The organism is Actibacterium sp. EMB200-NS6, from assembly GCF_001305615.1.
Taxonomy (GTDB): Bacteria; Pseudomonadota; Alphaproteobacteria; order Rhodobacterales; family Rhodobacteraceae; genus Actibacterium_A; species Actibacterium_A naphthalenivorans.
This window is the reverse complement of sequence record NZ_CP010869.1, coordinates 1,015,075-1,038,058: the sequence shown is the minus strand read 5'-3', so window position 1 is coordinate 1,038,058 and position 22,984 is coordinate 1,015,075. Positions and strand designations below refer to the sequence as shown.

The 22,984-nt window shown below is 65.4% G+C and carries 19 protein-coding genes; 13 read left to right on the top strand and 6 right to left on the bottom strand.

The genetic code is table 11. From position 1 onward, the window contains the following. The first annotated feature begins 31 nt into the window (after positions 1-31). The 5 genes from truA to TQ29_RS05130 all read left to right on the top strand — a co-directional run bounded on the left by truA (position 32) and on the right by TQ29_RS05130 (position 4,835). Positions 32-802, top strand: a complete 771-nt coding sequence (gene truA / locus TQ29_RS05150) for a tRNA pseudouridine(38-40) synthase TruA (protein ID WP_054538288.1) — start codon at positions 32-34, stop codon at positions 800-802. A 118-nt stretch (positions 803-920) separates the two neighbouring features. Next, positions 921-2,363 carry a UbiA family prenyltransferase gene (locus TQ29_RS05145; protein WP_235974395.1) on the top strand — a complete coding sequence of 481 codons (1,443 nt, stop codon included), beginning with the start codon at positions 921-923 and terminating at the stop codon, positions 2,361-2,363. Then, positions 2,360-2,779, top strand: coding sequence for a GtrA family protein (locus tag TQ29_RS05140; protein WP_054538287.1), 420 nt, complete (start codon positions 2,360-2,362; stop codon positions 2,777-2,779). Before TQ29_RS05145 ends, TQ29_RS05140 begins: the two co-directional genes overlap by 4 nt. Further along, positions 2,776-4,098, top strand: a complete 1,323-nt coding sequence (locus TQ29_RS05135) for an FAD-binding oxidoreductase (RefSeq protein ID WP_054538286.1) — start codon at positions 2,776-2,778, stop codon at positions 4,096-4,098. Before TQ29_RS05140 ends, TQ29_RS05135 begins: the two co-directional genes overlap by 4 nt. After that, positions 4,095-4,835, top strand: a complete 741-nt coding sequence (locus TQ29_RS05130) for an SDR family oxidoreductase (RefSeq protein ID WP_054538285.1) — start codon at positions 4,095-4,097, stop codon at positions 4,833-4,835. Before TQ29_RS05135 ends, TQ29_RS05130 begins: the two co-directional genes overlap by 4 nt. Positions 4,836-4,932: 97 nt before the next feature. On the opposite strand, the gene TQ29_RS05125 is transcribed toward TQ29_RS05130, so the two are convergent. Further along, a complete protein-coding gene (locus TQ29_RS05125) occupies positions 4,933-6,405 on the bottom strand; it encodes an NAD(P)/FAD-dependent oxidoreductase (RefSeq protein WP_054538284.1) in 1,473 nt (490 codons plus the stop codon). Between the two features lie 406 nt (positions 6,406-6,811). Here TQ29_RS05125 and TQ29_RS05120 point away from each other — a divergent pair, with 406 nt between their 5' ends. Further along, the gene (locus TQ29_RS05120; protein WP_054538283.1) at positions 6,812-7,714 is read left to right on the top strand and encodes a sulfotransferase; all 903 of its coding nucleotides are present in this window, start codon (positions 6,812-6,814) and stop codon (positions 7,712-7,714) included. Positions 7,715-7,733: 19 nt separating this feature from the next. On the opposite strand, the gene TQ29_RS05115 is transcribed toward TQ29_RS05120, so the two are convergent. Then, entirely contained in the window at positions 7,734-9,083 is a 1,350-nt protein-coding gene (locus TQ29_RS05115) for a nucleotide sugar dehydrogenase (RefSeq protein ID WP_054538282.1), read from the bottom strand. 123 nt (positions 9,084-9,206) lie between these two features. Further along, entirely contained in the window at positions 9,207-10,307 is a 1,101-nt protein-coding gene (locus TQ29_RS05110) for an NAD(P)-dependent oxidoreductase (protein WP_054538281.1), read from the bottom strand. Between the two features lie 146 nt (positions 10,308-10,453). On the opposite strand from TQ29_RS05110, the gene TQ29_RS05105 reads away from it, so the two are divergent. The 5 genes from TQ29_RS05105 (at position 10,454) to TQ29_RS05085 (ending at position 16,576) form a co-directional block, all read left to right on the top strand. Beyond that, entirely contained in the window at positions 10,454-11,425 is a 972-nt protein-coding gene (locus TQ29_RS05105; protein ID WP_054538280.1) for an NAD(P)-dependent oxidoreductase, read from the top strand. Positions 11,426-11,448: 23 nt separating this feature from the next. Then, positions 11,449-12,228, top strand: a complete 780-nt coding sequence (locus TQ29_RS05100; protein ID WP_054538279.1) for a methyltransferase domain-containing protein — start codon at positions 11,449-11,451, stop codon at positions 12,226-12,228. Position 12,229: 1 nt separating this feature from the next. Then, positions 12,230-13,675, top strand: a complete 1,446-nt coding sequence (locus TQ29_RS05095; RefSeq protein WP_054538278.1) for a glycosyltransferase family 39 protein — start codon at positions 12,230-12,232, stop codon at positions 13,673-13,675. Position 13,676: 1 nt separating this feature from the next. Then, entirely contained in the window at positions 13,677-15,212 is a 1,536-nt protein-coding gene (locus tag TQ29_RS05090) for a GMC oxidoreductase (RefSeq protein ID WP_054538277.1), read from the top strand. Between the two features lie 152 nt (positions 15,213-15,364). Then, positions 15,365-16,576 (top strand): HupE/UreJ family protein, encoded by a 1,212-nt coding sequence (locus tag TQ29_RS05085; RefSeq protein ID WP_082386532.1) that lies wholly within the window; start codon positions 15,365-15,367, stop codon positions 16,574-16,576. 12 nt (positions 16,577-16,588) lie between these two features. On the opposite strand, the gene TQ29_RS05080 is transcribed toward TQ29_RS05085, so the two are convergent. Together TQ29_RS05080 and TQ29_RS05075 are read right to left on the bottom strand one after the other, a co-directional pair. Continuing rightward, the gene (locus TQ29_RS05080) at positions 16,589-17,860 is read right to left on the bottom strand and encodes a glycosyltransferase family 4 protein (protein WP_054538275.1); all 1,272 of its coding nucleotides are present in this window, start codon (positions 17,858-17,860) and stop codon (positions 16,589-16,591) included. A gap of 36 nt (positions 17,861-17,896) precedes the next feature. Beyond that, complete coding sequence (locus tag TQ29_RS05075) at positions 17,897-19,354, bottom strand: lipopolysaccharide biosynthesis protein (RefSeq protein ID WP_054538274.1); 1,458 nt, start codon at positions 19,352-19,354, stop codon at positions 17,897-17,899. Between the two features lie 182 nt (positions 19,355-19,536). On the opposite strand from TQ29_RS05075, the gene TQ29_RS05070 reads away from it, so the two are divergent. Together TQ29_RS05070 and TQ29_RS05065 are read left to right on the top strand one after the other, a co-directional pair. After that, a complete protein-coding gene (locus TQ29_RS05070) occupies positions 19,537-20,682 on the top strand; it encodes a glycosyltransferase family 4 protein (RefSeq protein WP_162231807.1) in 1,146 nt (381 codons plus the stop codon). Between the two features lie 30 nt (positions 20,683-20,712). After that, on the top strand, positions 20,713-22,209 hold the full coding sequence (locus TQ29_RS05065; protein WP_162231806.1) for a PepSY domain-containing protein: 1,497 nt from the start codon (positions 20,713-20,715) through the stop codon (positions 22,207-22,209). A 6-nt stretch (positions 22,210-22,215) separates the two neighbouring features. Here TQ29_RS05065 and TQ29_RS05060 read toward each other — a convergent pair whose 3' ends face one another. Next, positions 22,216-22,983: a polysaccharide deacetylase family protein gene (locus TQ29_RS05060; protein WP_054538271.1), complete on the bottom strand. Its 768-nt coding sequence runs from the start codon at positions 22,981-22,983 to the stop codon at positions 22,216-22,218. Position 22,984 lies beyond the last annotated feature (1 nt).

The window sequence follows — 22,984 nt, the reverse complement described above, 5'->3', positions numbered from 1 at the left end:
CCAAGCCCGCTGTTGCGGGTTAACCGGAGCCATGCCCCGCTATGCACTGAAAATCGAATATGACGGCGCGCCCTTCGCAGGCTGGCAGCGTCAGGCCGATCAGCCCTCGGTGCAGGGCGCGGTCGAGGCGGCGCTGGCAAAGCTGGAGCGTGACGTGCCCTCCATCGCCGCCGCCGGGCGCACCGATGCCGGGGTGCATGCCCTTGGGCAGGTGGCGCATTGCGACATGGCCAAGGCCTGGGATCCGTTTCGCCTGTCCGAGGCGCTGAACCACCACCTGAAACCCGCGCCGGTGGCGATCCTGCAGGCGGTGGCGGTGAGCGATGAGTTTCACGCCCGGTTTTCGGCGCTCGAGCGGCAATACATGTTTCGTCTGGTCAGCCGCCGCGCCCCCGTGACGCATGACCGGGGCAAGGTCTGGCAGGTGCAGCACCCGCTGGCGCTGGAGCCGATGCAAAGGGCGGCGCACTACCTGCTGGGCCGGCATGATTTCACCACCTTCCGCGCGTCGATCTGCCAGGCGGCCTCGCCCGTCAAATCGCTGGACGAGCTGCGGATCGAGGCGATCGACATCCCCCATGGCCGCGAGTTCCGGTTCCACGTCCGCGCCCGCAGTTTCCTGCACAATCAGGTGCGCAGCTTCGTCGGCACGCTGGAACGTGTCGGCGCGGGCGCCTGGGCGCCGGAAGACGTGAAAGCCGCGCTCGACGCCAGAGACCGTACCGCCTGCGGCCCGGTCTGCCCGCCGCAGGGCCTGTATCTGGCGGCGGTGCGCTATCCGGTGGCCCCGTTCACGCCCTGAAACGTGTTCCCGGCGTCACCCTGCGGGCCAAAGCGCGGGAAACCGGTGGAAAACGCTTTGCGCGCCGCAATGCCGGTGCGACAACCTGCACAAAAGAGGCAGCAGAAGACCACCCGTTTTGACAGTCACCGAAGAATTGCCAACCGGCCGCCTGCTTGTGGTCGATCTGGACGGGACACTGATCCGTTCCGACATGCTGTATGAAACCTTCTGGTCGGCCTTCGCCTCTGACTGGACCGTGCCGTTTTCGGCAGCCGCAAGCCTGCTGAAAGGCCGCGCCGCGCTGAAACAGAAGATGAGCGATCTGGCGAAGGTCGATGTCACCGCCCTGCCCTATGACGATGCGGTGATCGACCGTATCCGCCGCTGGCGCGAGGGCGGCGGGCGCACGGTGCTCGTGACCGCTTCCAATCAGGATATCGCGCAGCAGATCGCCGCCCATCTGGGCCTGTTCGACGAGGTGCATGGCTCCGACAACACGCGCAACCTGAAAGGGCGGCACAAGGCGGCCTTTCTGACAGAGCGGTTCGGCGACGGCGGTTTCGACTATATGGGCGATTCCCCGGCCGATCTCGCGGTCTGGAAACACGCCGGCCGGGCGATCGCCGTCAACGCCTCCGCCCAGACCCGCGACAGGCTGCGGGCGATGGGCGGCGACGCGGAATTCATGCAGACCCGAGACACCGGCCCCGGCCCCTATTTCAAGGCGCTGCGGCCGCACCAGTGGCTCAAGAACCTGCTGATCTTCCTGCCGATGCTGATGGCGCATGACCTTTCGCTGATCACCGTGTCGAAATCTCTGATGGCCTTCGTGGTGTTCTGCATGATCGCCTCGGGCGTTTACGTGCTGAACGATCTGCTCGATCTGGCATCCGACCGCGCCCATCCGCGCAAGCGCAACCGGCCGCTGGCCTCCGGGAACATGCCGCTGTCGCATGGCACGCTGCTGGCGCCGCTGCTGTTGCTGCACGGCATGCTCAGCGCGATCATTCTGGGGCCGTCCTTCATCGTCGTGATGCTGGTCTATCTGGTGACCACCACCGCCTATTCGCTGTTTCTCAAGCGCCAGCTCGTGGTGGATATCTTCACGCTGGCCCTGCTTTACGCGGTGCGCATCCTCGCCGGCGGCGGGGCAACGGGCATTCCGCTGTCGATCTGGCTGCTCGCCTTTTCGATATTCTTCTTCTTCTCGCTCGCCGCCGTCAAACGGCAGGCAGAGCTGGTGGACGGCGCCGCCAACGGCAAGATCACGGCGCATGGGCGCGGCTACCGGGTGGATGACCTGCCGCTGGTCGCCAATATGGCGCTCGGCTCCGGCTATGTCTCGGTGCTGGTGATGGTGCTCTATCTGAATACCGGCATGGTGCAGAAGCTTTACCCCTCGCCCTCCTGGCTGTGGGGCATCTGCCTGGTGCTGCTCTACTGGATCAGCCGCACGGTCATGCTGACCCATCGCGGCCAGATGCATGACGATCCGGTGGTTTTCGCGGTGAAAGACCGGGGCAGCCAGTTCTGCTTTCTGTTGGTGCTGGGCTTTGCAACGGCGGGGGCGCTGCTATGAGCCTGCACGGGCTGATCCTGCGCTATGCCGCCTTCGCGGTGCTGGCGACGCTGGCCAATCTGGGCGCCCAGCGCGCGGTGCTTGGCCTGGCGGGCGGCGGCACCGGCTTTGCCCTGGCCGTGGCGGTGGGCACCGCCGCGGGGCTGGTGGTGAAATACCTGCTCGACAAACGCTGGATCTTCGCCGACCGCTCGACCGGGCTGAAGGCGCATGGCCGGAAATTCACGCTCTACACCGCGATGGGCCTGGTCACGACGATGATCTTCTGGGGCGCCGAAACCGCCTTCTGGCTGACCTGGAAAACCGACGCGATGCGCGAGGCGGGCGCGGTGCTGGGGCTGGCGGTCGGCTATGTGGTGAAATACAACCTCGACCGCCGCTTCGTTTTCGCCGATGTCGCGAGGGCGGCGGCATGATGCTGTCGGGCTGGGGCCGGTTTCCGCGGATCGACTGCCAGGTCACGCGCCCCCTGACCGAAGACGCGCTGCGCGCGCAGGTGGCCAAGGGTGGGCTGATCGCCCGTGGCAACGGCCGTGCCTATGGCGACAGCGCCCTGAGCCCCGGCAACACCGTGGATATGCGCGGCTTTCGCCATATGCTGGCCTTCGACGCGGCCACCGGCGTGCTGACCGTCGAGGCCGGGGTGCTGCTGGGCGATGTGATCTCCGCCTTCCTGCCGCGCGGCTGGTTCCCGCCGGTGACGCCCGGCACCAAGTTCGTGACCATCGGCGGCATGATCGCGGCGGATGTGCATGGCAAGAACCACCACAAGCATGGCTCCTTCGGTCAGTTCGTCGACTGGATCGACGTGATGGGCGCCGATGGCGCCGTCACCCGCTGTTCGCGCCACGAAAACCCCGAGCTTTTCGGATGGACGCTGGGCGGCATGGGCCTGACCGGGGTGATCCTGCGCGCCGCCTTTCGCCTGACCCGTGTCGAGACCGCATGGATCCGGCAAACCATGATCCCCGCGCCCGACCTCGACGCCGCGATGGCCGCGTTCGAGGCATCGGGCGACGCGACCTATTCGGTGGCCTGGATCGATTGCCTGCGCCTGGGTGATGGATTGGGCCGGTCGCTCGTCATGCTGGGCGAACATGCCACCTTCGCCGAGCTCAAACTGCCCGAAAAGCGTGACCCGCTGCTGGCGCCGAAAAGGCGGCGGCTGACAGTGCCGTTCGACCTGCCCGGTTTCCTGCTGAATGGCGCCACCCTGCGCGCCTTCAATGCGCTCTACTATAACCAGGGCGCACGCAACGCGGGCGAAAGCCTTGTGGACTGGGACAGTTACTTCTACCCGCTCGACGCCATCCTTGGCTGGAACCGCAGCTACGGGCGCAAGGGGTTCGCCCAGTTCCAATGCGCCCTGCCGCTGGCCAGCTCGCGGCAGGGGCTGCAGGCCCTGCTGAAGGCGATCGCGGCGGCCGGCATGGGCTCTTTCCTGGCCGTGCTGAAACGCTTCGGCCCGCAGGACAGCCGGTTTTCCTTCCCGATGGAAGGCTACACCCTGGCGCTGGATTTCCCGGTGAACCGGGGCACGCTGGCGCTGCTGGACCGGCTGGACAGGATCACGCTCGATCATGGCGGGCGGTTCTATCTGGCCAAGGACAGCCGGATGCGCGCCGAAACCCTGCGCGCGGCCGACCCCCGCGTCGCCGGTTTCCTCGAGATGCGCGGCGCGGATGCCCGCGCCGAAACCTTCACCTCTGCCCAATCGAAAAGGCTGACCCTATGAGCACCCCTGGCCCTGTCCTGATCCTTGGCGGGCGGTCCGATATCGGCCGCGCGGTCGCCCATGCCTTCGCCGCCAAAGGCCACCCGATCCAGCTTGCCGCGCGCGGTGCCGCAAGCCTCGAGACCAGCAGGAAAGACATGGAGCTGCGCCACGGCGTTTCGGTCACTCTGCATGAATTCGACGCGCTGGACATGGCCGGGCAGGCAGGGTTCATCGACGCGCTTCCGGCGCTGCCCGAGATCGTTGTCTGCGCCGTGGGCCTGCTGGGCGACCAATATGACGACGAGCGCGATTTCGACGCCGCCACCCGCGTGATGCGCAGCAATTTCGAGGCGCCCGCCAATATCCTTGGCCTGTTCGCCAACCGGTTCGAGACACGCGGCACCGGCACGCTGGTTGGCATCAGCTCTGTCGCGGGCGACCGGGGGCGCGCGTCGAACTATATCTACGGATCGGCCAAGGCGGGGTTCACCGCCTATCTGTCTGGGCTGCGCAACCGCCTGGCACGCAAGGGCATTCACGTGGTGACGGTCAAGCCCGGCTTTGTCGCCACCAGCATGACCGCCGGCATGGACCTGCCCGAAAAGCTGACCGCAGCGCCCGAGATGCTGGGCGAAAAGATCGTGCAAGCCGTAGAGCGGCGCCGGAACGTGATCTATGTGAAACCGGTCTGGGCGCTGGTGATGCTGATCATCCGCAATATCCCCGAGGCGGTATTCAAGAAAACCTCGATCTGAGCCGGGCCCACCATTCGCGCCACACAAGAAAACGAAACCGCCCGCGCAGGGGCTACCTGCGCGGGCGGATTTCCGAAGCGCTTGAAGCGCGGCTTCCTTATTCGGCGGCAACCATCTTGGCCGTCGCGGGCTTTTTGGAAACCTCGAACTCTTCGTGATACGAACGCTCGACGTTGACGTTCCAGACGTCATGCTCTTCGCCCAGCACGTTCCGCGCGGCCAGCATCGCCGACAGCATGGAATGGTCCTGGTTGTTGTAGCGGTGCAGGCCGTTCCGGCCCACCGTCTGGAAGTTTTCCAGCGTGCGCAGCCATGCCTCGATCGTGTCGAGCGCTTCCTTGTATTCGCCGTCATAGACCGGATAGGCCTTGGGCTGGCGGATGATGGCGGCGTCGATCACGTCGCTCGCCTTGGCAAGGGCCAGCTCTTCCAGCTCTTTCGAGGCAAGGGCGCGAAGCTCTTCGTCGCTCATGTTCCACAGCCCGTCGCCCTTCTGGCAGAAATACTCCATCCCGATCGAGGCGGTATCGGGGTTGGGCAGCATTTCCGGCGACCAGGCGCGGAAGTTCTGAATACGGCCGACCTTCACCTTCGGGCTATGGATGTAGATCCAGTTGTCCGGGAACGGATCGGCATGGTCCAGCACCAGGGTCACGATCAGGAAATCGCGGTATTTCAGGCGCTCGGCGGCGGCGATCACCTCGGGCGGCGGCGGCGGGTTGAAGGCGTGGATCAGATCCTTGATCGCCATCGAGTTGATGAAATGCTCCGCTTCCACGGTTTCCGTGGTGGCGGGCGCGCCATCGTCCGTCCAGTGCTTGACGTCGATCGAGGTGACGCGGTTCCCGTCAAGGTTCACGCCCACGACCTCGGACTGCATGACAACATCGCCACCTTTTTCGCGGACGTCGTCGCGAACCTTTTCCCACATCATGCCGGGGCCGAGGCGCGGGTACTGAAATTCCTCGATCAGGCTGGCCGTGTCATTGGCGCCCGACAGCGCGTTCCAGACCGCCTTGAACAGCGACAGGTTCTTGATCCGCTGCGCGGCCCAGTCGGCCCGGATTTCAGTGGGCGGGATGCCCCACACCTTTTCGGTGTAGCTGCGGAAGAAATGCATGTACAGCCGGCCGCCGAAGCGGTTGATGACCCATTCCTCGAAGCTTTGCTCGTCGCGGTAGGGGCGCACCTGCCACTTGATATAGCTGACGACGATCCGCGCCGCCTCATACGGGCCGATGTTGATCAGCGCGTTGAACAGCTTCAGCGGATAGTCGAAGAATTTCTCTTTGTAATAGATGCGGCTCTGGCGGGGCACGGTGATGAAATCATCCCCCATCACCTCGTGCCACATGTCCTCGACTTCCTGCACCTTGGTAAAGAACCGGTGCCCGCCGATGTCGAACCGATAGCCGTTGTGGCTTTCGGTTCGGGCGATGCCGCCAACCATGTCGGACGCTTCGAAAACGATCGGCCGATGGTCGCTGCTGCGTTTCTGAAGTTCATAGGCCGCAGTCAGACCAGCAGGTCCACCACCAATAACGACGACCGGGATATCACTATTTTCCATGACTACCGCTTACATTCCCCAAGAATTAACCCAATAACCCCACTCACGGCGATTTATAGCCGATTTCCCGAGTTCCACGAAAGCATCTTGGATAAGTATGACAACAAAACAAAATGCCGTCGCGACTTTGGAACCAATCCGTCAAATTAAACAATTTTGGCGCCAAGACCCGGCACCTCGGCATCATTGAAACCGGAAACGGATGAAAAATCTAGGGGTTCTACGATTCGACCGCGCGCGCGGATCGCGGAGAATGACGTCGGGGAAACGTCGGCAGTGCCGAAATCCGCCGCCGGGCCTCGCGGCACTGTGTCTTTACCACATCAACGCCACAGTTTTCTGGTTCTTCCTTAACCGGCGCGAAGCGTTATCGTAAGCCAAAGAAGGACGGGTTTTGAGGTTTTGAATGAGTAATTTACCAGACTTCCTGGTCATCGGCGCGGCGCGCGCAGGCACCACGGCGCTGTATTCCTATCTGTCCCAGCACCCCCAGGTCTTCATGCCGAAGACGAAAGAGCCGAATTTCTTCGCGTTCGAGGGTGAAACGCTGGCCTGCGAAGGGCCCGGCGCCGATTTCATCAACAATTCAGTAACCCGAATCGCCGACTATCACGCCCTTTTCGCCGCCGCGCGCCCCGGCACGATTCGTGGCGAGGCCTCGCCGCTCTACCTCTATGCGCCCGAGGCCCCCGCGCGGATTCGGAAACGCCTGCCGCAGGCCCGCATGATCGCGATTCTGCGCAACCCCGTGGAGCAGGCGTTTTCGCACTTCCTCTATGCCACCAAAGAGCGGATCGAGCCCGAGCCCGATTTCACCGCCGCCCTGATGCTCGAGGAAGAGCGGCTTGCCGCGGGCTGGCAGCCCCTGTTCGGCTATTCGCGCTTTCCGCGCTACGCCGAGCAGCTCGGCCGTTTCTTCGCGCTGTTCCCGCGCGAACAATTCCTGATCCGCAGCTACGAAGAGTTTCAGGCCGATCCCGCCTCGGTTCTGTCGGACATCTTCACCTTCATCGGCGCCGACCCCGGCTTTGCCCCCGACATGTCGCGCAAACCGAATGCCGGCGGGGTGCCCAAGAACACGCTGTTTCAGGATTTTCTGATGAAGCCGAACCCGGTGACCAAGGCCATCGGATATGTCGTGCCCAAGGAACGGCGGCTGCGCATCCGCGACAGGCTGGCCCGGTTGAACCTCAAGCGCGACGATACGATGCCCGACAAGGCCCGCGCCATCCTGCAGCAGCGGCTTGAGGGCGATATCCGCCAACTCGAAACCCTGCTCGGCCGGGATTTCAGCGCCTGGCTCGCCTGAGCCAGACGCCACGCATTAGTCAGATCTTGATCAGGCGGGCCCGGTCGATCGCGATACCGCGCCCGTCGAAGGCGTTGCGCGTGTCGAACACCCGCTTCGACGCGGCTGCGACAAGCCCGTAATCCACCGCCGTGTGATCCGTCGTCACGATGACGGCATCGTACCCTTCCAGCGTGCCGGCATCCAGCGGCACCGACAGGCGGTTGGCCAGATCCGGGTGGTCGCGCGTCAGCGGCATGACCGGGAAGAACGGGTCGTGATAATCGACGTCCGCCCCCATCTGCTCCAGCTTTTTCAGCAGGGCCAGCGCCGGGCTTTCGCGGGTGTCTTCCACGTCTTTCTTGTAGGCGATCCCCAGGATCAGGATCCGCGCCCCGTTCACATCCACCCCGTCATGGCGCGACAGGTCGGTGCGGATGCGGGTGGCCAGCGCCTCTGGCGCGCCTTCGTTGTTGAACCGGGCCAGATCGATGATCGGCGTCTCCGACCCTACATCGCGCGCCCGCCAGGACAGATAGACAGGTGACACCGGGATGCAGTCGCCGCCGATGCCGGGGCCGGGGTAGAAGGGCATGTAGCCGAACGGCTTGGTCGCCGCGGCCTTCACCACCTCCCACACATCCACGCCCATCGCATCCATCGCCACCTTCATCTCGTTGACCAGCGCGATGTTGACCGTGCGAAAGCTGTTTTCCGCAAGCTTCACCGCCTCGGCCGTTGCCGAAGAACTGACCGGAACCGCCTGGGTGACGATGGTGGAATAGAACATCTCGAGCAGATCGCGCGATTGCTTGTCGTCAGCGCCCACAACCTTCGGGATGGTCCGCGTGGTGTGCGAGGCGTTGCCCGGATCCTCGCGCTCGGGTGAGAAGCCAAGGAAGAAGTCGGAACCGGCGCGCAGCCCGCCCCGCTCCAGGATCGGCTGCAGCACATTCGCGGTCGCCCCCGGCCAAACGGTGCTTTCCAGCACCACGAGCTGCCCGGGGCGCAGCCAGTCGGCAATCGTTTCGGCGGCGCTGATGACATATCTCATGTCTGGCTCACGCGCGGCGGTCAGCGGCGTGGGGACGCAGATCAGAATGATGTCGGCCCCGGCAATCGCCGACGCCTCGGACGTGGCGCGGAACTTTCCGCTTTTGACCGCGTCGTCGATACGATTTTCGGCGAAATAGGAAATCACCTGCTCGCCCGCGTTGATGCGCGCCACACGCTCGGCATTGATATCAAGGCCCGTGGTATCAAACCCGACCTCATGCACGGTCAGCGCCATCGGAAGCCCGACATAGCCCAGACCAACCGTCAGAACCCTGGCGTCCTTGCCCGCGATACCGTCCTTGAGCGTGGCGAAATGCGAAAAATTACTGCTCATCAATCGAACCTCACTGGAAATCACAACTGTCGAAATCGAATTAACACAGGACAAAGGGAATCAGCAGGGAGTTTTGCCCGCAGGGCTTATTGTACCCTTCCGCAGCGGCAATTGGTGGCTAATTCACCCCGTTTCGCGCAATTGCTCTTGAATTGCGGCCAATCCGTTTTGGAACGAAAATTCCGGAACATAGCCCAGCCGGGCCTCCGCGCGCCGGATCTCGATCGCGGGGCGCGCCGCGTAAAGCGCGAGCAGGGCACGATTCGGATAGACCGGCCCGCGGGCGGGTCGCAGCGCGCGGGCGCGGGTCATGAGCGCCTCGAACCGCCGCCGCCCGAGCATCCGGCGCAGCCGTGCGCTGACGCGGGCGGCCAGCGGCGGGGCGGTTTCAGAGGCGGTTTCAGGGCTGGGCGCTGGCGGCGGGCCAAGGCGGGCCTCAAGCTCCGCAAGCGGCTTCAGAACCACCTCGCCCTGCCCCAGCACGCCGGCATATCCGCGAAAAAACGCGTCCCAGCCGGGCTGATCGGCGCCGGTGATCAGAAACCGCTCGCGCCCCAGATCGGGCGCGGCACCGGCACGCAGGGCGGCCTGCACCACATCATCCACAAACACCGCCGGGCACTGGCCCACGGGATCGGGCAGAACAACCGGCCCTTGGCGCAGCGCGGCCATCGGCGCGTCTGTCCAAAGCGCGCTGCCGGGGCCGTAAACAATCGTCGGCTGCAGGATCGCGGCCTCGAACCCGGCCTCCATCAACCTGTTTTCCATGGCTATTTTCGCCTGCCGGTAGCCGCCACCGCCCGGCGCACCTATCGGCGCTTCCTCATCCAGCCGCCCGGCCGGCCAATCGTCATAGACCACCGCGGAACTGGCATGCACGATCCGGCCCGCGCCGGCCCGCGCCGCCGCTGCCAGCAGCGCGTCGAACGCGGCCAGGTTCTCGGCCCCGCCGACCCGCACATCATAGGCCAGGTTGAACACAATCTCCTGCCCCGTCAGCGCCGCATCAAGCGCCCGCCCCGGCACCAGCCCGGCCAGCACAACGCGCGCGCCCATCCGCTCCATCGTCTGCGCCTCGTGCCGGCTGCGCATCAGCGCGGTCACATCCGCGCCCGCCGCGCACAGCGCCCGCACCAGCCGCCGCCCGATGAACCCGCTGGCCCCGGTCACGGCCACCTTCCGTGCGGCCAGCGGCGCGCTCCATTCCTGCATCGACTGCGGCATGTGATCTCCTCTTCTGGCGGCGCCGGCACGATAGCCACATTCGGCCTGCCCGGAAACTCTTTCACAACAGGCCGGTAGTCCGCCATGTTGCAGCATGATATAAGCCGGAGCAGTATTTTGGTGCCAAGTTTTGCGTGCGAGGGAAGATGCATATTCTGATTACGGGCGGGGCCGGTTTCATCGGGTCCCATCTGGCCGAACGTCTTGTTTCCGGGGGTCACAGCGTCACCGCGCTTGACGATCTTTCGACCGGACGGCTGGAAAATCTGGCGGCGATCTCCGACAGCCCTGATTTTACCTTCGTCGAAGGCACCATCCTGGATCGCGACCTGGTGCAGACCCATGTGGATGCCGCCGACGTTGTCTTTCACCTGGCCGCCGCAGTCGGCGTGAAACTGATCATGGAAGAGCCCAGCCGCTCGATCCTGACCAATGTGGGCGGCACCGAAAACGTGCTGCACGCCGCGCTGAAGGACAAGAAACCGACCTTCGTCGCCTCGACCTCCGAAGTCTATGGCAAGGCCACCAAGTTTCCGTTCAGCGAAGATGACGACCTGACCATCGGCGCCACCAAGAACCTGCGCTGGTCCTATGCCTGCGCCAAGACGCTGGATGAGTTTCTGGCGCTGGCCTATGCCCGCGAAGCCGCGCTGCCCGTCGTGGTGCTGCGCTTCTTCAACACCACCGGCCCGCGCCAGACCGGGCGCTACGGCATGGTGCTGCCCAATTTCGTGCAGAACGCGCTGGCCGGCAAACCGCTGATGGTGCATGGCTCGGGCGAGCAATCGCGCTGTTTCGGCCATGTGTACGACGTGGTCGAGGCGCTGATGCGCCTGATGGCCACGCCCGAGGCTTTCGGCCAGGTCTACAACATCGGCACCGATCAGGAGGTGACGATCAGATCGCTGGCCGAACAGGTGATCGCCGCCACCGGCTCTGCCTCGGAAATCCAGCTCATTCCCTATTCGGACGTCTATCCCGAAGGGTTCGAGGATATGAACCGCCGCCTCCCCGATGTCTCGAAGCTGGAAAAGGCGGTGGGCTTTCGCCCGATGCGCACGCTGGCGCAGATCATTGACGATATCATCGCCGAAAAGCAGGCCACCGGCCTTAACTGAGCCCCCAGCAAGGATTTCCGCCGATGACGCCGCTTGCACGGATAGAAAAGCTGGTTCGCGATACCGCCACGGTTCTGCTGCCCGAAGACCTGCGCAAATGGGTGCGCAAACAACAACGCCTGTACAAGCTGCAATCGGTGCCGGTGGGCAAGGTCGATTTCGGCGGGCTGCGCCGCCTGTCGCCGATCAGCACCATCTTCGGGCAGGACCGTGATCTGCTGACGATCGAGCGCTACTATATCGAACAGTTCCTCGAGAAACACGCCGCCGACGTGAAAGGCCGCTGCCTGGAAATGGGCGACCCGGCCTATATCAACAAATTCGGCGGCGACAAGGTCACGCAGGCCGATGTGCTGAACTATGTCGAGGGCAACCCCCATGCCACCATCGTGGCCGATCTGACAGACGCGCCGCATATCCCCGACGATACGTTCGATTGCATCATCATCACCCAGACGCTTCAGATGATCTACGAGGTCGACAAGGCCATCGCCACCCTGCACCGCATCCTGAAGCCGGGCGGCGTGGTTCTGTGCACCTCGCACGGCATGACACGGGTCGCCCGGCGCGAAGGCGTGGATGACTGGGGCGAATACTGGCATTTCACCACCCAATCCAAGCGCCGCCTGTTCGGCGATGTGTTCGGGCGCGAAAAGACCGAGGTCTCGACCGTCGGCAACATCTTCACCTGCATCTGCAACCTGCACGGGCTGGGCGCGGGCGAGATCGACCAGGCAGAGCTGGATGTGCATGACCCCAACTACGAAATGCTGGTGCTGGTGCGCGCCGTAAAGCAGGTGTGACATGGGCGCGACGCGCGACTATCTGTGGCTGGGCGCCATCCTGCTGCTGGCGCTGGCGCTGCGGCTGTGGGGGCTGAACGCGCCGCTGTGGTATGATGAAATCCTGACAGTCGAAACCCACCTGCGCCTGCCCTGGGGGCAGATGATGCAGGGTTATTCGATGAACCACCACTATTTCTTCGATCTCCAGTCGAAGCTGGCGGTGGCGGCGTTCGGTGAGGCCATCTGGGCGATCCGCCTGCCCGCGCTTGTCTTCGGCCTCGGCGCCATCGCCGCCATCTGGTGGCTGGCCCGCGATATCGCGGGCGCCGCCGCGGCCCATCTGACCGGCCTGCTGCTGGCGATCTCCTATCACCACATCTGGTTTTCGCAAAACGCCCGCGGCTATACCGAGCTGGCGTTCTGGAGCGCGCTTGGCATGATCCTGTTCCTGCGCGGCATGAAAACCCCGGCGCGGGGCCTGTGGCTGGGCTATGCCGTGGTGCTGGCGGCGGCGGTATTCACCCATCTGACGGGCGCGTTCCTGTTCGCCGCGCAGGGGCTTGTCTGGCTGGCCGTCGTGCTGTGGGATGCGGCGCGCGGCAGGCTGGCCCGCCCGAAGCTGCTGCTGCCGCTGCTGGGCTACGGCCTCGGCGCGGCGCTGACCATCGCCCTCTATGCGCCCCTCCTGCCCAGCCTGCTGCAAACCGTCGGCGGCGTCGCGGGCACCTCTGCCGTGGATGTGATGCAGGAATACCAGAACCCGCTCTGGACGATCTACGAAGCCGTGCGCTCTGCCGTCGGCTCCGCCGGCCCCGTGATCGGGCTGGTGGCGCTTGGCATGATCGGGCTGGCCGTGCTGGGCGGGGGACAGACCCACCGCAGCGCCCCGCTGTTCGCACCGCTCGTGCTGCTGCATATCGTGCTGACCATGGCGCTGCTCTCGGCGCTTGGCATGCGCATCTGGCCGCGCTTCTTCTTTGCCGACATCGGTTTCCTGATGCTGCTGATCGTGCTGGGCGTGCGGGCGGTCTGCACGGGGCTGGGCGCGCTTTCCGTCCCGCGGCTTTCGGCGCAGCGGCTTTTCACCATCGCCGCCGCGCTGATGATCGTGGTCTCGGCCGGGCTGGCCGCCCGCAACTATAGCGCGCCGAAACAGAACCTCGCCGGCGCCTTCGATCTGGTCGAGGCCAGCCGCAAACCGGGCGAACAGGTCTATGTGGTCGGCGTGGTCGCGCCCGCCTTCACCGGACATTTCGGCGCAGACTGGGTGCCGCTGACCGGCAACGCCGACTATGCCGCCGCCATGGCGCAACCCGGCCCCGCGCTTGTGGTCATCGCCTTCCCCGCCCGCACCTTCCGTGCCTTCCCCGATCTGGATGCCGACAGCGAGGGCGCGCTGACCCTTCTGCACCGTTTCCCGGGCACGCTGGGCGATGGCGCGGTGCTGGTGTTCCGGCGCGGCTGACATGACCGATCTGATCATCGGTTCCGGCCCCTCGGGCATCGCCACCGCCACGGCCCTGCTGGCGCGGGGCCGCAGCGTGACGCTGCTGGACGGCGGCAAGCTGCCGGAGCCCGAGGCCATCGCCCGCCGCGACGCGCTGGCCGCCCGCGCGCCCGAAGACTGGTCACAGCCCGAGCGGGCCGCCTATCAGGCACCGCAATTCGCCGCGCCCGAGGGGCAGACCCGCCGCTATGGCTCCGACTTCGCGCAAGAGGCCGCCGCCGATACGCTGGCCGAAGGGTGCGACGGTTTTGCCCTGCGCGCCTCGCGTGCGGTGGGCGGGCTGTCGAACCTCTGGGGCGCCGCGGTGCTGCCCTACCGGCAGCACGATATCGCTGACTGGCCGGTCACGGCAGAGGAGCTTGCCCCGCATTACCGCGCCGTGGCCGGGTTCATGCCGATCGCCGGGCGTGAGGATGCGCTGGACAATCTGCTGCCCGGCTATCTGGCCCCGGGCGCCACCCAGATCCCGCCACCGCCGCAGGCAGAGGCGCTGTTGGCCCGGCTGGATGCGAAACGCGACAGGCTGCGCGCCATGGGGGTTCACACCGGCGCCGCGCGTCAGGCGGTCGAGGCGGGTTGCATCCGCTGCGGCATGTGCTTGCACGGCTGCCCCTGGGGCCATATCTATTCGGCGCGCAAGACCCTCGAGACGTTGAAAGCCCACCCCCGGTTCACCTATCGCCCCGGCGCGCTCGTGGCCGGGTTTTCGGAAACCGAAGACGGGGTGACACTGGCCCTTGCCGATGGCCGCACCGTGACCGGCACCCGGGTTTTCATCGGCGCCGGTGTGCTGGAAACCGCGCGGCTGATGCTGGCCTCTGCCCCCGGCACGCCGCGAGAGCTGATCCTGAAAGACAGCCAGCATGCCTTCCTGCCGCTGCTGCACCGCTGGCGCACAAAGCTGCGCCCGGACCGTCCGCCGCATCATACGCTGCCCCAGCTTTTTGCAGAAATCGAACATCCAGACGTGTCAGACAGGCTGGTTCACGCTCAGTTCTATACATGGAACGAACATTATGCCCGCGACCTGCTGCAAAACTACGGCGCCAGGCTTCCCGGCTCCGCGCCGCTGCTCATGGCAATGTCGCGCCGTCTGATCGTGGCACAGATGTTCCTGCATTCAGACCATTCCGCGCGCATCGGGCTCCGCCTTGCCGCAGATGGCCGCCTGAACGCGCGGGTCGAGGTCAACCCGGACACCGGGCGTGTTCTGGACGCCGCCAAAAGGAAACTGTCGCGCGCCATGGCGCAGGCCGGGCTGGTGGCACTCGGCTTTGCCGCGCGGCCCGGCGCGCCGGGATCGAGCTTTCATGTGGGCGGCACAGTGCCCATGGCCGCAACCCCCGCACCGGGCCAGTCCGACAGGCTGGGCCGCCCGCATGGCCTGCGCCGCGTTCACATCGTGGACGCCTCTGTCCTGCCGTCGATCCCGGCCACCACGATCACCTTCAGCGTCATGGCCAACGCCCATCGCATCGGGGCCGAAGCCCGATAGCTTTTCCCGCGGCGGGTAGCCCTGGATGCGGCGTTCAGCCCGACCACGTGCAATCGCAACAATTTTCTGAACATTTCGAAGGGAATCCTGTAGCTATATGAATAGTTCCCATTCCCGACCGTTAGAGCCATTTTATTTCCGTGGTGATTCCCATGTATCAGACCGCCCTCATTTCGCTATGGCGCTCTCCCCTTCCCTGTCGTGACAGATGCCCCCACCTTTCAGGGTTGCGCCTGAAGGTCGCCCTTCTGTTTATCGCGCTGAACCTGTGCCTGGGCTTTGCTGGCACCGCCGTGCGGGCCCATGTGTTCCAGAGCTCGGAAGCGATTGTCTTCTTCAACCGCGATGCCACGTCCTTTGCCTTACGGCTCAACCTCAATCTCGAAGCTATTCTGGCCGGGATCGACCCGGGCGTGACCGACACGTCCGACAGTCCGAATGCCAAGGAATACGACCGGTTGCGGCGGCTGCCGCCCGAGCAATTGCAGAAAGAGTTTAAGGCCTTCCTGCCGGAATTCATCGCGGGCCTCAGGATCGAGCTCGATGGCGAACCCGCCGAGGTGACGGTACAGACCGACACCTTCCGGGATGTGGGCGATCTGTCCGTTGCGCGGGCCTCTTCGGTCTTGCTGAACGGCGCGCTTCCCCCGGGCGCCAAGGTTTTCACCTTTGGATGGGACGGGGCCTTCGGCACTGTGGCACTGCGCACGATCAGCGCGCGCGCCCGAAGTTCGCACATCGAAATCATCGAAAACGGCGAGACAAGCACCCCGCTGGTCATCGACGATCTCAAGGCACGCTCCATGGTGGACATGATCACCGACTTCATGGTGATCGGCTTTCAGCATATCATTCCCAAGGGGCTGGATCACATTCTGTTCGTGCTTGGCATCTTTCTTCTGTCGATCAAGCTGCGCCCGATCCTGGCGCAGGTCACGGCCTTCACCCTTGCACATACGGTTACGCTGGGGCTTGGAACGCTCGGCCTCATCGACGTGCCCGCCCTGATCGTCGAGCCCCTGATCGCCGCCTCCATTGTCTATGTCGCGGTAGAGAATATCCTGCATGAGGTGCTCAGCCCCTGGCGCCCGGTTGTCGTGTTCATGTTCGGCCTGTTGCACGGGTTGGGTTTTGCCGGCGTCCTGAAACAATTCAACATCCCCGATGGTGAATTCGTCCCCGCCCTGCTCAGCTTCAACATCGGCGTCGAGATCGGCCAGCTGGCGGTCATCGCCGCGGGTTTCCTGCTGGTCGGCCTGTGGTTCGGGAACAAACCCTGGTACCGGCAGCGCGTGGTCATCCCCGGCTCGAGCGCGATCGCGGCGGTGGGCGCGTTCTGGTTCGTGCAGCGCGTCGCCTTCTGACCGGCGCCCTGATCAGGCCGCCGCGCCGTTTTCGAACGCGCCGCCCTCCAGCGCCTTGGCCAGCCGGGCGTCGCCCTTGCGATGCGCCGCGCGCGCCAGCGCCGCCCCGAAAGAGGCCAGCACCCGGTCTTCGCGCCACACCCGATCAAAGGCGCCGCGCGCGGCACGGGCCTGCGCGTCGCGATGCGCGGGGTCATCCTGCAGCCCGCGCATCGCGGCGATCAGCTCATCCTCGGTCTCGAACAGCACCCCGCCCTGCGCCGCCTCGACAATCTCGGGGAAGGGTCCCAGCCGCCGGGCAATCACCGGCGTGCCCAGCCGGAAGCTCTCGATCAGGATAATTCCGAAGGTCTCATAGCAAACCGACGGCACGATCAGGCCAAGTGCGCCCCGGTAATAGGCGGTCAACTCGTCCAGCGGCTTGCGGCCCAGGAACCTGATCCGGTCATTGCCCGCCGCCAGCCTTTTCAGCTCGTCCGCGTAATCGCCATCGCCCAGGATCAGCAGATCGGCATCGGGATATCTGTCCATCGCCGGGAACACATCCTGTAGCCCCTTGATCTTTTCCAGCCGCCCGACGAACAGGAAATAGGGCCGGTCATGCGTGGCCGCGGGCGGTGCGCTGTCAAGATCGAGATCGGGCAGGAAATAGGGCAGCACCTCCATCTCCTGGCGCAGGCCGAATTCGCGGTGCTTGTCGCGGCTGAATTCGCTTTTGGCGATCAGCAGGTCGATATTGTCCAGCATCCGGTCGAGATAGCCGGTCGCGCGCCAAAGCTGCGGCGGGCGCCGATAGCTCAGCACGCAGCGCAGGCATTCGCGCTTGTCGCACAGCTCTTTGTTATAGCGCCAAAGCACATGGGTCGGGCAGACCAGCCAATGCTCATGCGCCTCGAACACCTTCAGCCCGTCTCCGATGTCCAGCAGGCCAGGCCCGCCGACAAGCGAGGCGTTGTTGTACCAGACGATATCGAAATCGCCCTCCTGCACGATCTGGCGGATACGCCTGCCATGCGCCACCGGGCGGCCGAGCTGTTGTGTCAGAAGGTTCGACAGAACGCCGGTCCGGCTGCTCAGCGGAATCGCGGTGACGCCATCCTCTTCGGGCAGCGCCGCCGGCGGTTTTCCCCCGAGCGAGAAATAGGAATCCGAGTCGTAAACCACCGTCACCTCATGGCCCCGCGCCACCAACGCCCGCGCCATGCGCTGCACCCCGACCGCATCGCCCCCGAATGAATGCGGCGGATAGAAGGTGGTGAACATCAAGATACGAAGTGAAACCATTGCAAATATGAACTCATCCAACGCCGACGACCGAAACTAGCCTTTTTTTGCGGAATTTTCGCGCGGATTTCCAACATAGGTTTTCAACAGCGCCACCCGGTCGGGCATAAGTAGAAAAGTGAGGCCGGCAAACAACAGAACCCCGGTGACAAACCCCGCCGCAAGCGGGATCGCCGGGGCAAAACCCTCCGTGGCACGGGCCACCGCCAGAACGCCCGCCGCCATCACCAGCGCCGCGAAAGCCGGGCGCAGATGGCATGACACCAGATCCCGAACCCGCAGCCCCCCGATCGACGCCACCACCCGAAACCGGAAAATCCAGAGCAGATAGCGCGGCACCACAAAGGCCGCCGCCACCGCGACGAGCCCCCAGCGCGTGGCGACCCAGATCAGCGCCGCGCCCAGGATGACTTCGGCCCAGGCCAGCACGGTGATCGCCCCGGCCCGGCCCGCCGCCAGGCAAAAAGATTGCTGCACCTTCTCGATGCAGAAATACAGCCCCACAAGCGCCAGCACCGAAAGCGCCGGTGCCGCCGGCACCCATTTCGCGCCGAAGAACAGATGCAGCACCGGTTCGGCCAGCACCGCCAGCCCGGCAAAGGCAGGGAACGCGGCCAGCCCCGACAGGCGCGAAATATCGATCAGCAGATCCGCCGCCCGCGCCCCTTGCCGCGTCATCGCCGCGAAGGCGGGCTGGGCCGCCATGCGCAGCGGCGTGACGATCAGGAAAGACGCGATTTCCACCAGCCGCCAGGCGATCGAGAAGAGGCCGAGCGCGGCGGGGCCGAGCGTGGCGCCGATGATCACCGAAGGCGATTGCGCCAGTGCCAGCTCGGCCGCGCGCAGGCCCAGAACCTGCCCGCCAAAGCCGATCACCTCGCGCAGATGGCGCTGCGAGGTTGACAGCCCCGGCCGCCAGCGCACCGCGCCCCAGGCCATCAGGATATTGGTGGCCACCTGGGCCAGCCTCTGCCCGGCCAGGCTCCACACGCCAAAGCCGGCGGCAGCCATGCCGATGCCCACCACCCCACCGACGAAGACACCGGAAATCGCCCGCAGCGAGAGGGTCTTGAACTGCAACTCGCGGCGCAACAGCGCCACCGGCACCGCCGTCAGCGCGATCATCACGACGGTGGGCGACAGCGCGGCGATCAGCCCGCGCACCTGCCCGGCGCCATAGAACGCCGCGATCGGCCCCGCGAAGATCAGCAAAAGCGCCGCCAGAACCCCGCCCAGCCCGGCCAGAGACCAGAACACCGCGTTGAAATGCGCATCCTCGGGATCGGGGGTGGCGATCAGGAATTCCGAAAGTGTTTCGCGCACCAGAAATTCCGACAGGATGACAAAGGCCGTGGCCATCGCCAGAAGTCCGAACGCCTCTGCCCCCAGCAGCCGGGCCAGCACCACGAAGACAATGAAATTGATCGCCTGCTCCAGCCAGTTGCCAGCGGCCATCCAGGCCACACCCTTGCTGAATTGTCGTGTGATGGACATCGGGCCGTTCCACAATTTCAAACGTCGGTCCGGCAGCACCGGTATCGTGGCGGCCTTGCGACAGATGCCAGTTTTGGCGCCCCCTGTCGAGTGTTCCGGCTGGCGTTACGTCAACCTGCTGTCCTATCGTGGCGGTGATCCCGGGGGCGTTTTCCCCCGGCCAGATGGCGGACCAGACCAGTATGCGCGTTATGCAGATCTGCACGAATTTCCTTCCCGGAGGCATCCAGAGGCATGTGCTGGACCTGACGCAGGATCTTCGCGGGCGCGGGCACAAGATCGTTCTGGCCGGCGATCAGGGCGACTGGAGCGCGGATGGCGCCGATCCCGATTTCGTGCCGGTCGCGCTGAACAATGTCGCGGGCGTCGGTGGATCGCTTTACCGGCGCGTCAGCGCGCTGCCCGCCTGTGCCCTCACCGTTCGCAAAGCGATCAGGGCGCATGGGATCGACTTGATCCACGCCCATGAAACCGCCCCGGCCATCGTGGCGCGGCTGGCCACCATCGGCATGGACATCCCCATCGCGATGACCTTCCACGGCGCGGCCCCCGCGCGCGAGGCCGGCGTGGCCCGTACCGCGCGGCTCTGTGCCGATCTGACGATCTCACCCAGCCGCACCGCGCTGGACGCGCTGATCGCCCATGGCCTGCCGCGCGCAAAGGCGCGCACGATCGGCCTGGGCATACACCCGCTGCCCGACGTTCCAGCGGCGGCGGCGCAGGCGCTGCGCGAGCGGATCATGGGCGGCAAGAAGGGTGTGCTCATCCTCAGCCTGTCGCGGCTTCAGCCGCAAAAGGGCATCGACGTGATGATAGAGGTCGCCCGGCGGGTGGTCGCGCAACGCCCTGACGTGGTGTTCGCCATCGCCGGCAAGGGCCCGCTGGCCGAGGCCGCCGCCGGATGGGCGCGCGACGCGGGTGTCGCCGACAACGTGAAATTCCTCGGCGCGATTTCGACCGTACCGCAGCACCTCAAAGCGTCTGACATCTTCCTGCTGACCTCGCGCTGGGAAAACCTGCCGATCTCGATCGTCGAGGCATTTCGCGCGGGCCTGCCCGTCGTCGCCACCGATTGCGGCGGTGTCAAAGAGCTGGTGGACGGCGAGGTCGGCGCGCTTCTGCCGGTGGAAGATGCGGGCGCCATCGCCACCGCCGTGCTGGAGCTGGTCGAAAACCCCGGCCTGCGCCGGGCCAGGGGCGCGGCGGCGCTGGCCCGCAGCCTGGAGCATCGCTTCCGGCCCGCCACCGTCCATGATGAATTCGAACGCACCTATGAGCAACTGATTGGCCCGAAATCCCTGCGAAAGCCCGAAAAGCTTTTGGAATAACCCGGCCGCCAACTGCCGGAGAGCAGAACCGTGAGAGAATTGAGGCGTATCTTTCTGAAGCTTCACACCTGGCTTGGCCTGCATGTGGCCATCCTTTTGGGCTTTGTCCTGATCACCGGGTCGGTGCTGGTTATGGCCGACGAGATCGAGATGGTGTTCCACCCCCGCGCCTGGGTGTCCGCGCCGGCCGACGAGGCCGCCCATGCCTCTTTCGCCGAAATCCACGACGCGCTGAAAACGGCCTATCCGGAAACCGCCATCATGTGGGTCGAGAAGCGCCCGACCGCGTTTCTGGCGGACCGTACCTTCACCCGCACCGCCTGGGGCGAAGAGATCACGATCTGGACCCACCCCGAAACCGCAGAGGTGCTGGATGTGACCCGCACCATCGGCTTTCGCCGAATCCTGCATGGCCTGCACGAGGATCTGCTGATCCCCCTGGCCCCGGCGCGGCTGTTCATCACCGCGCTGTCGGTCGTGGTGCTGACCTCTGTCATCACCGGGCTGGTCGTCTATCGCCGGTTCTGGCGAGGCTTCTTCCGGCTGCCGGCGCGCGGCGCGGACCGGCGGACATGGCTGGGCGGGCTGCACCGGCTGATTGGCCTCTGGACGATGCCCTTTCTGCTGATCGTCGGGTTGAGCAGCGCCGTGTTCTTTGCCCGCACCCTGGGGCTGGCGCATACCGGGCCGAAGCCTGCCATCGCCAGCGACCGCGCCGGGCTGCTGCCCGATAGCGCCGACACGGCCATGATCGCGGCGGCCGAACAGGCGGCGATGGCCGCCTTGCCCGACGTCGCGTTCGAGAAGATGACCATGCCCTATAACGCGCGGGGCGGGATCGTCTTCGAAGGCCGCCCCCGTGACGCGCTTCTGGTGCGCGACGGCGAAACGGTGTCGATCGACCCCAGCGATTTCGCGGTTCTGGGGATCACCCATATCGAAGATCGCGGCGGCGCGGCACGGCTGGAGCCGCTGACAAAGGTGTTCCACTATGGCACCGTCGGCGGCACCACCACACGGCTGATCTGGGTGGTCTTCGGCCTGGCGTCGGGCGGGCTGGTGCTGACCGGCGCGCTGATCTACGCGGCGCGGCAGCGGGCCGATACGGGCGCGGGGCGCACGATCTGGCGCGGGCTGGGCCTGTTCAGATGGGCCTATCTGTTGCTGGTCCTCGGCATGATCGCGGTTGTCGTGCTGCAATATGGCCCACCGGGCGTGAAATGGGCAGGCATCCCGCCACCGGTCGAGGCGAAAGACTATGTCAGGCTGGCCAGCAAGGGGAACCTGCGCCTTGGCGAGGATCTGCCGCTGAGGCTGACGGTCAGCGCGCCCGAAGTTGTATCGGCCACCGTCACGCCGGGCCCCGGTACGCCCCGGCCGCTCGACCTGAAACCGGCGGGCAAGAACCGCGCGGCCACCTTCGGCCTGCGGGGCACCCCGCGCGACAACAGCGTCGAGGTAGAGCTGACGCTTCAGTCGGGCGAGGTGAAAAGCTTCACCTACCGCCTTGGCAATGCCATCTGGTAGCGGCGCTCAGATCCCGTCCCACGGGTTGGTGATGGCCTCGCGCACGTGGCGCAGCAGCTTGCGGCGCAGCAGATAGGCCCCGCCCCGCCCCGCCAGATGCTGCCGCCAGCGCTGCGGGTGGGTGAAATAGAACATCTCGAGCCGTGGCAGGTTCAGGATATCGGACCGGTCCGTCGCGCGGGCCAGCACCGTTCCGACCGAGGTATCGTAATGCCTGGCGATCGCCGCGCGCACCGCCGCATTGGCCAGCCCGTAGGGCGGCGCGAAATGCACCACCGGGCGGCCCAGCCGCGCCTCGATCTCACGGCGCGAGGTTGCCAGCTCTTCGCGCAGTTGCGCGGGTGTCAGCGCGTTGAGATTGGCATGGGTCACCGTGTGGCTGCCGAACTGCACCCCTTCGATCGACAGATCGCGGATGCAGGGCCAGCCCATCAGGGGCCGGGGCGGTTTGCCGATGCCCTTCCAGCCTTCGACCCCGCCGATATAGTCCGTCGGCAGATAGACCATCGGCCGGAACCCGTGCCGTTTCATCACCGGCCAGGCGGTCTCGGCGAAATCCTGAAACCCGTCATCGAAGGTGATGATGACCGAGCGCGCCGGCAGCGCGGGCCCGCCGGCGCGCGCGGCGACCAGATCATCCAGCGTGATCACCGGCACCCCGGCCTCGGCGATCGCCGCCATCTGATCGGCGAACACGGCGGGCGCGATGCAGGTCGGCCCGCCGACACCGGAAATCGAATGATACATCAGAACATCGACAACCGGCCCGGGCATG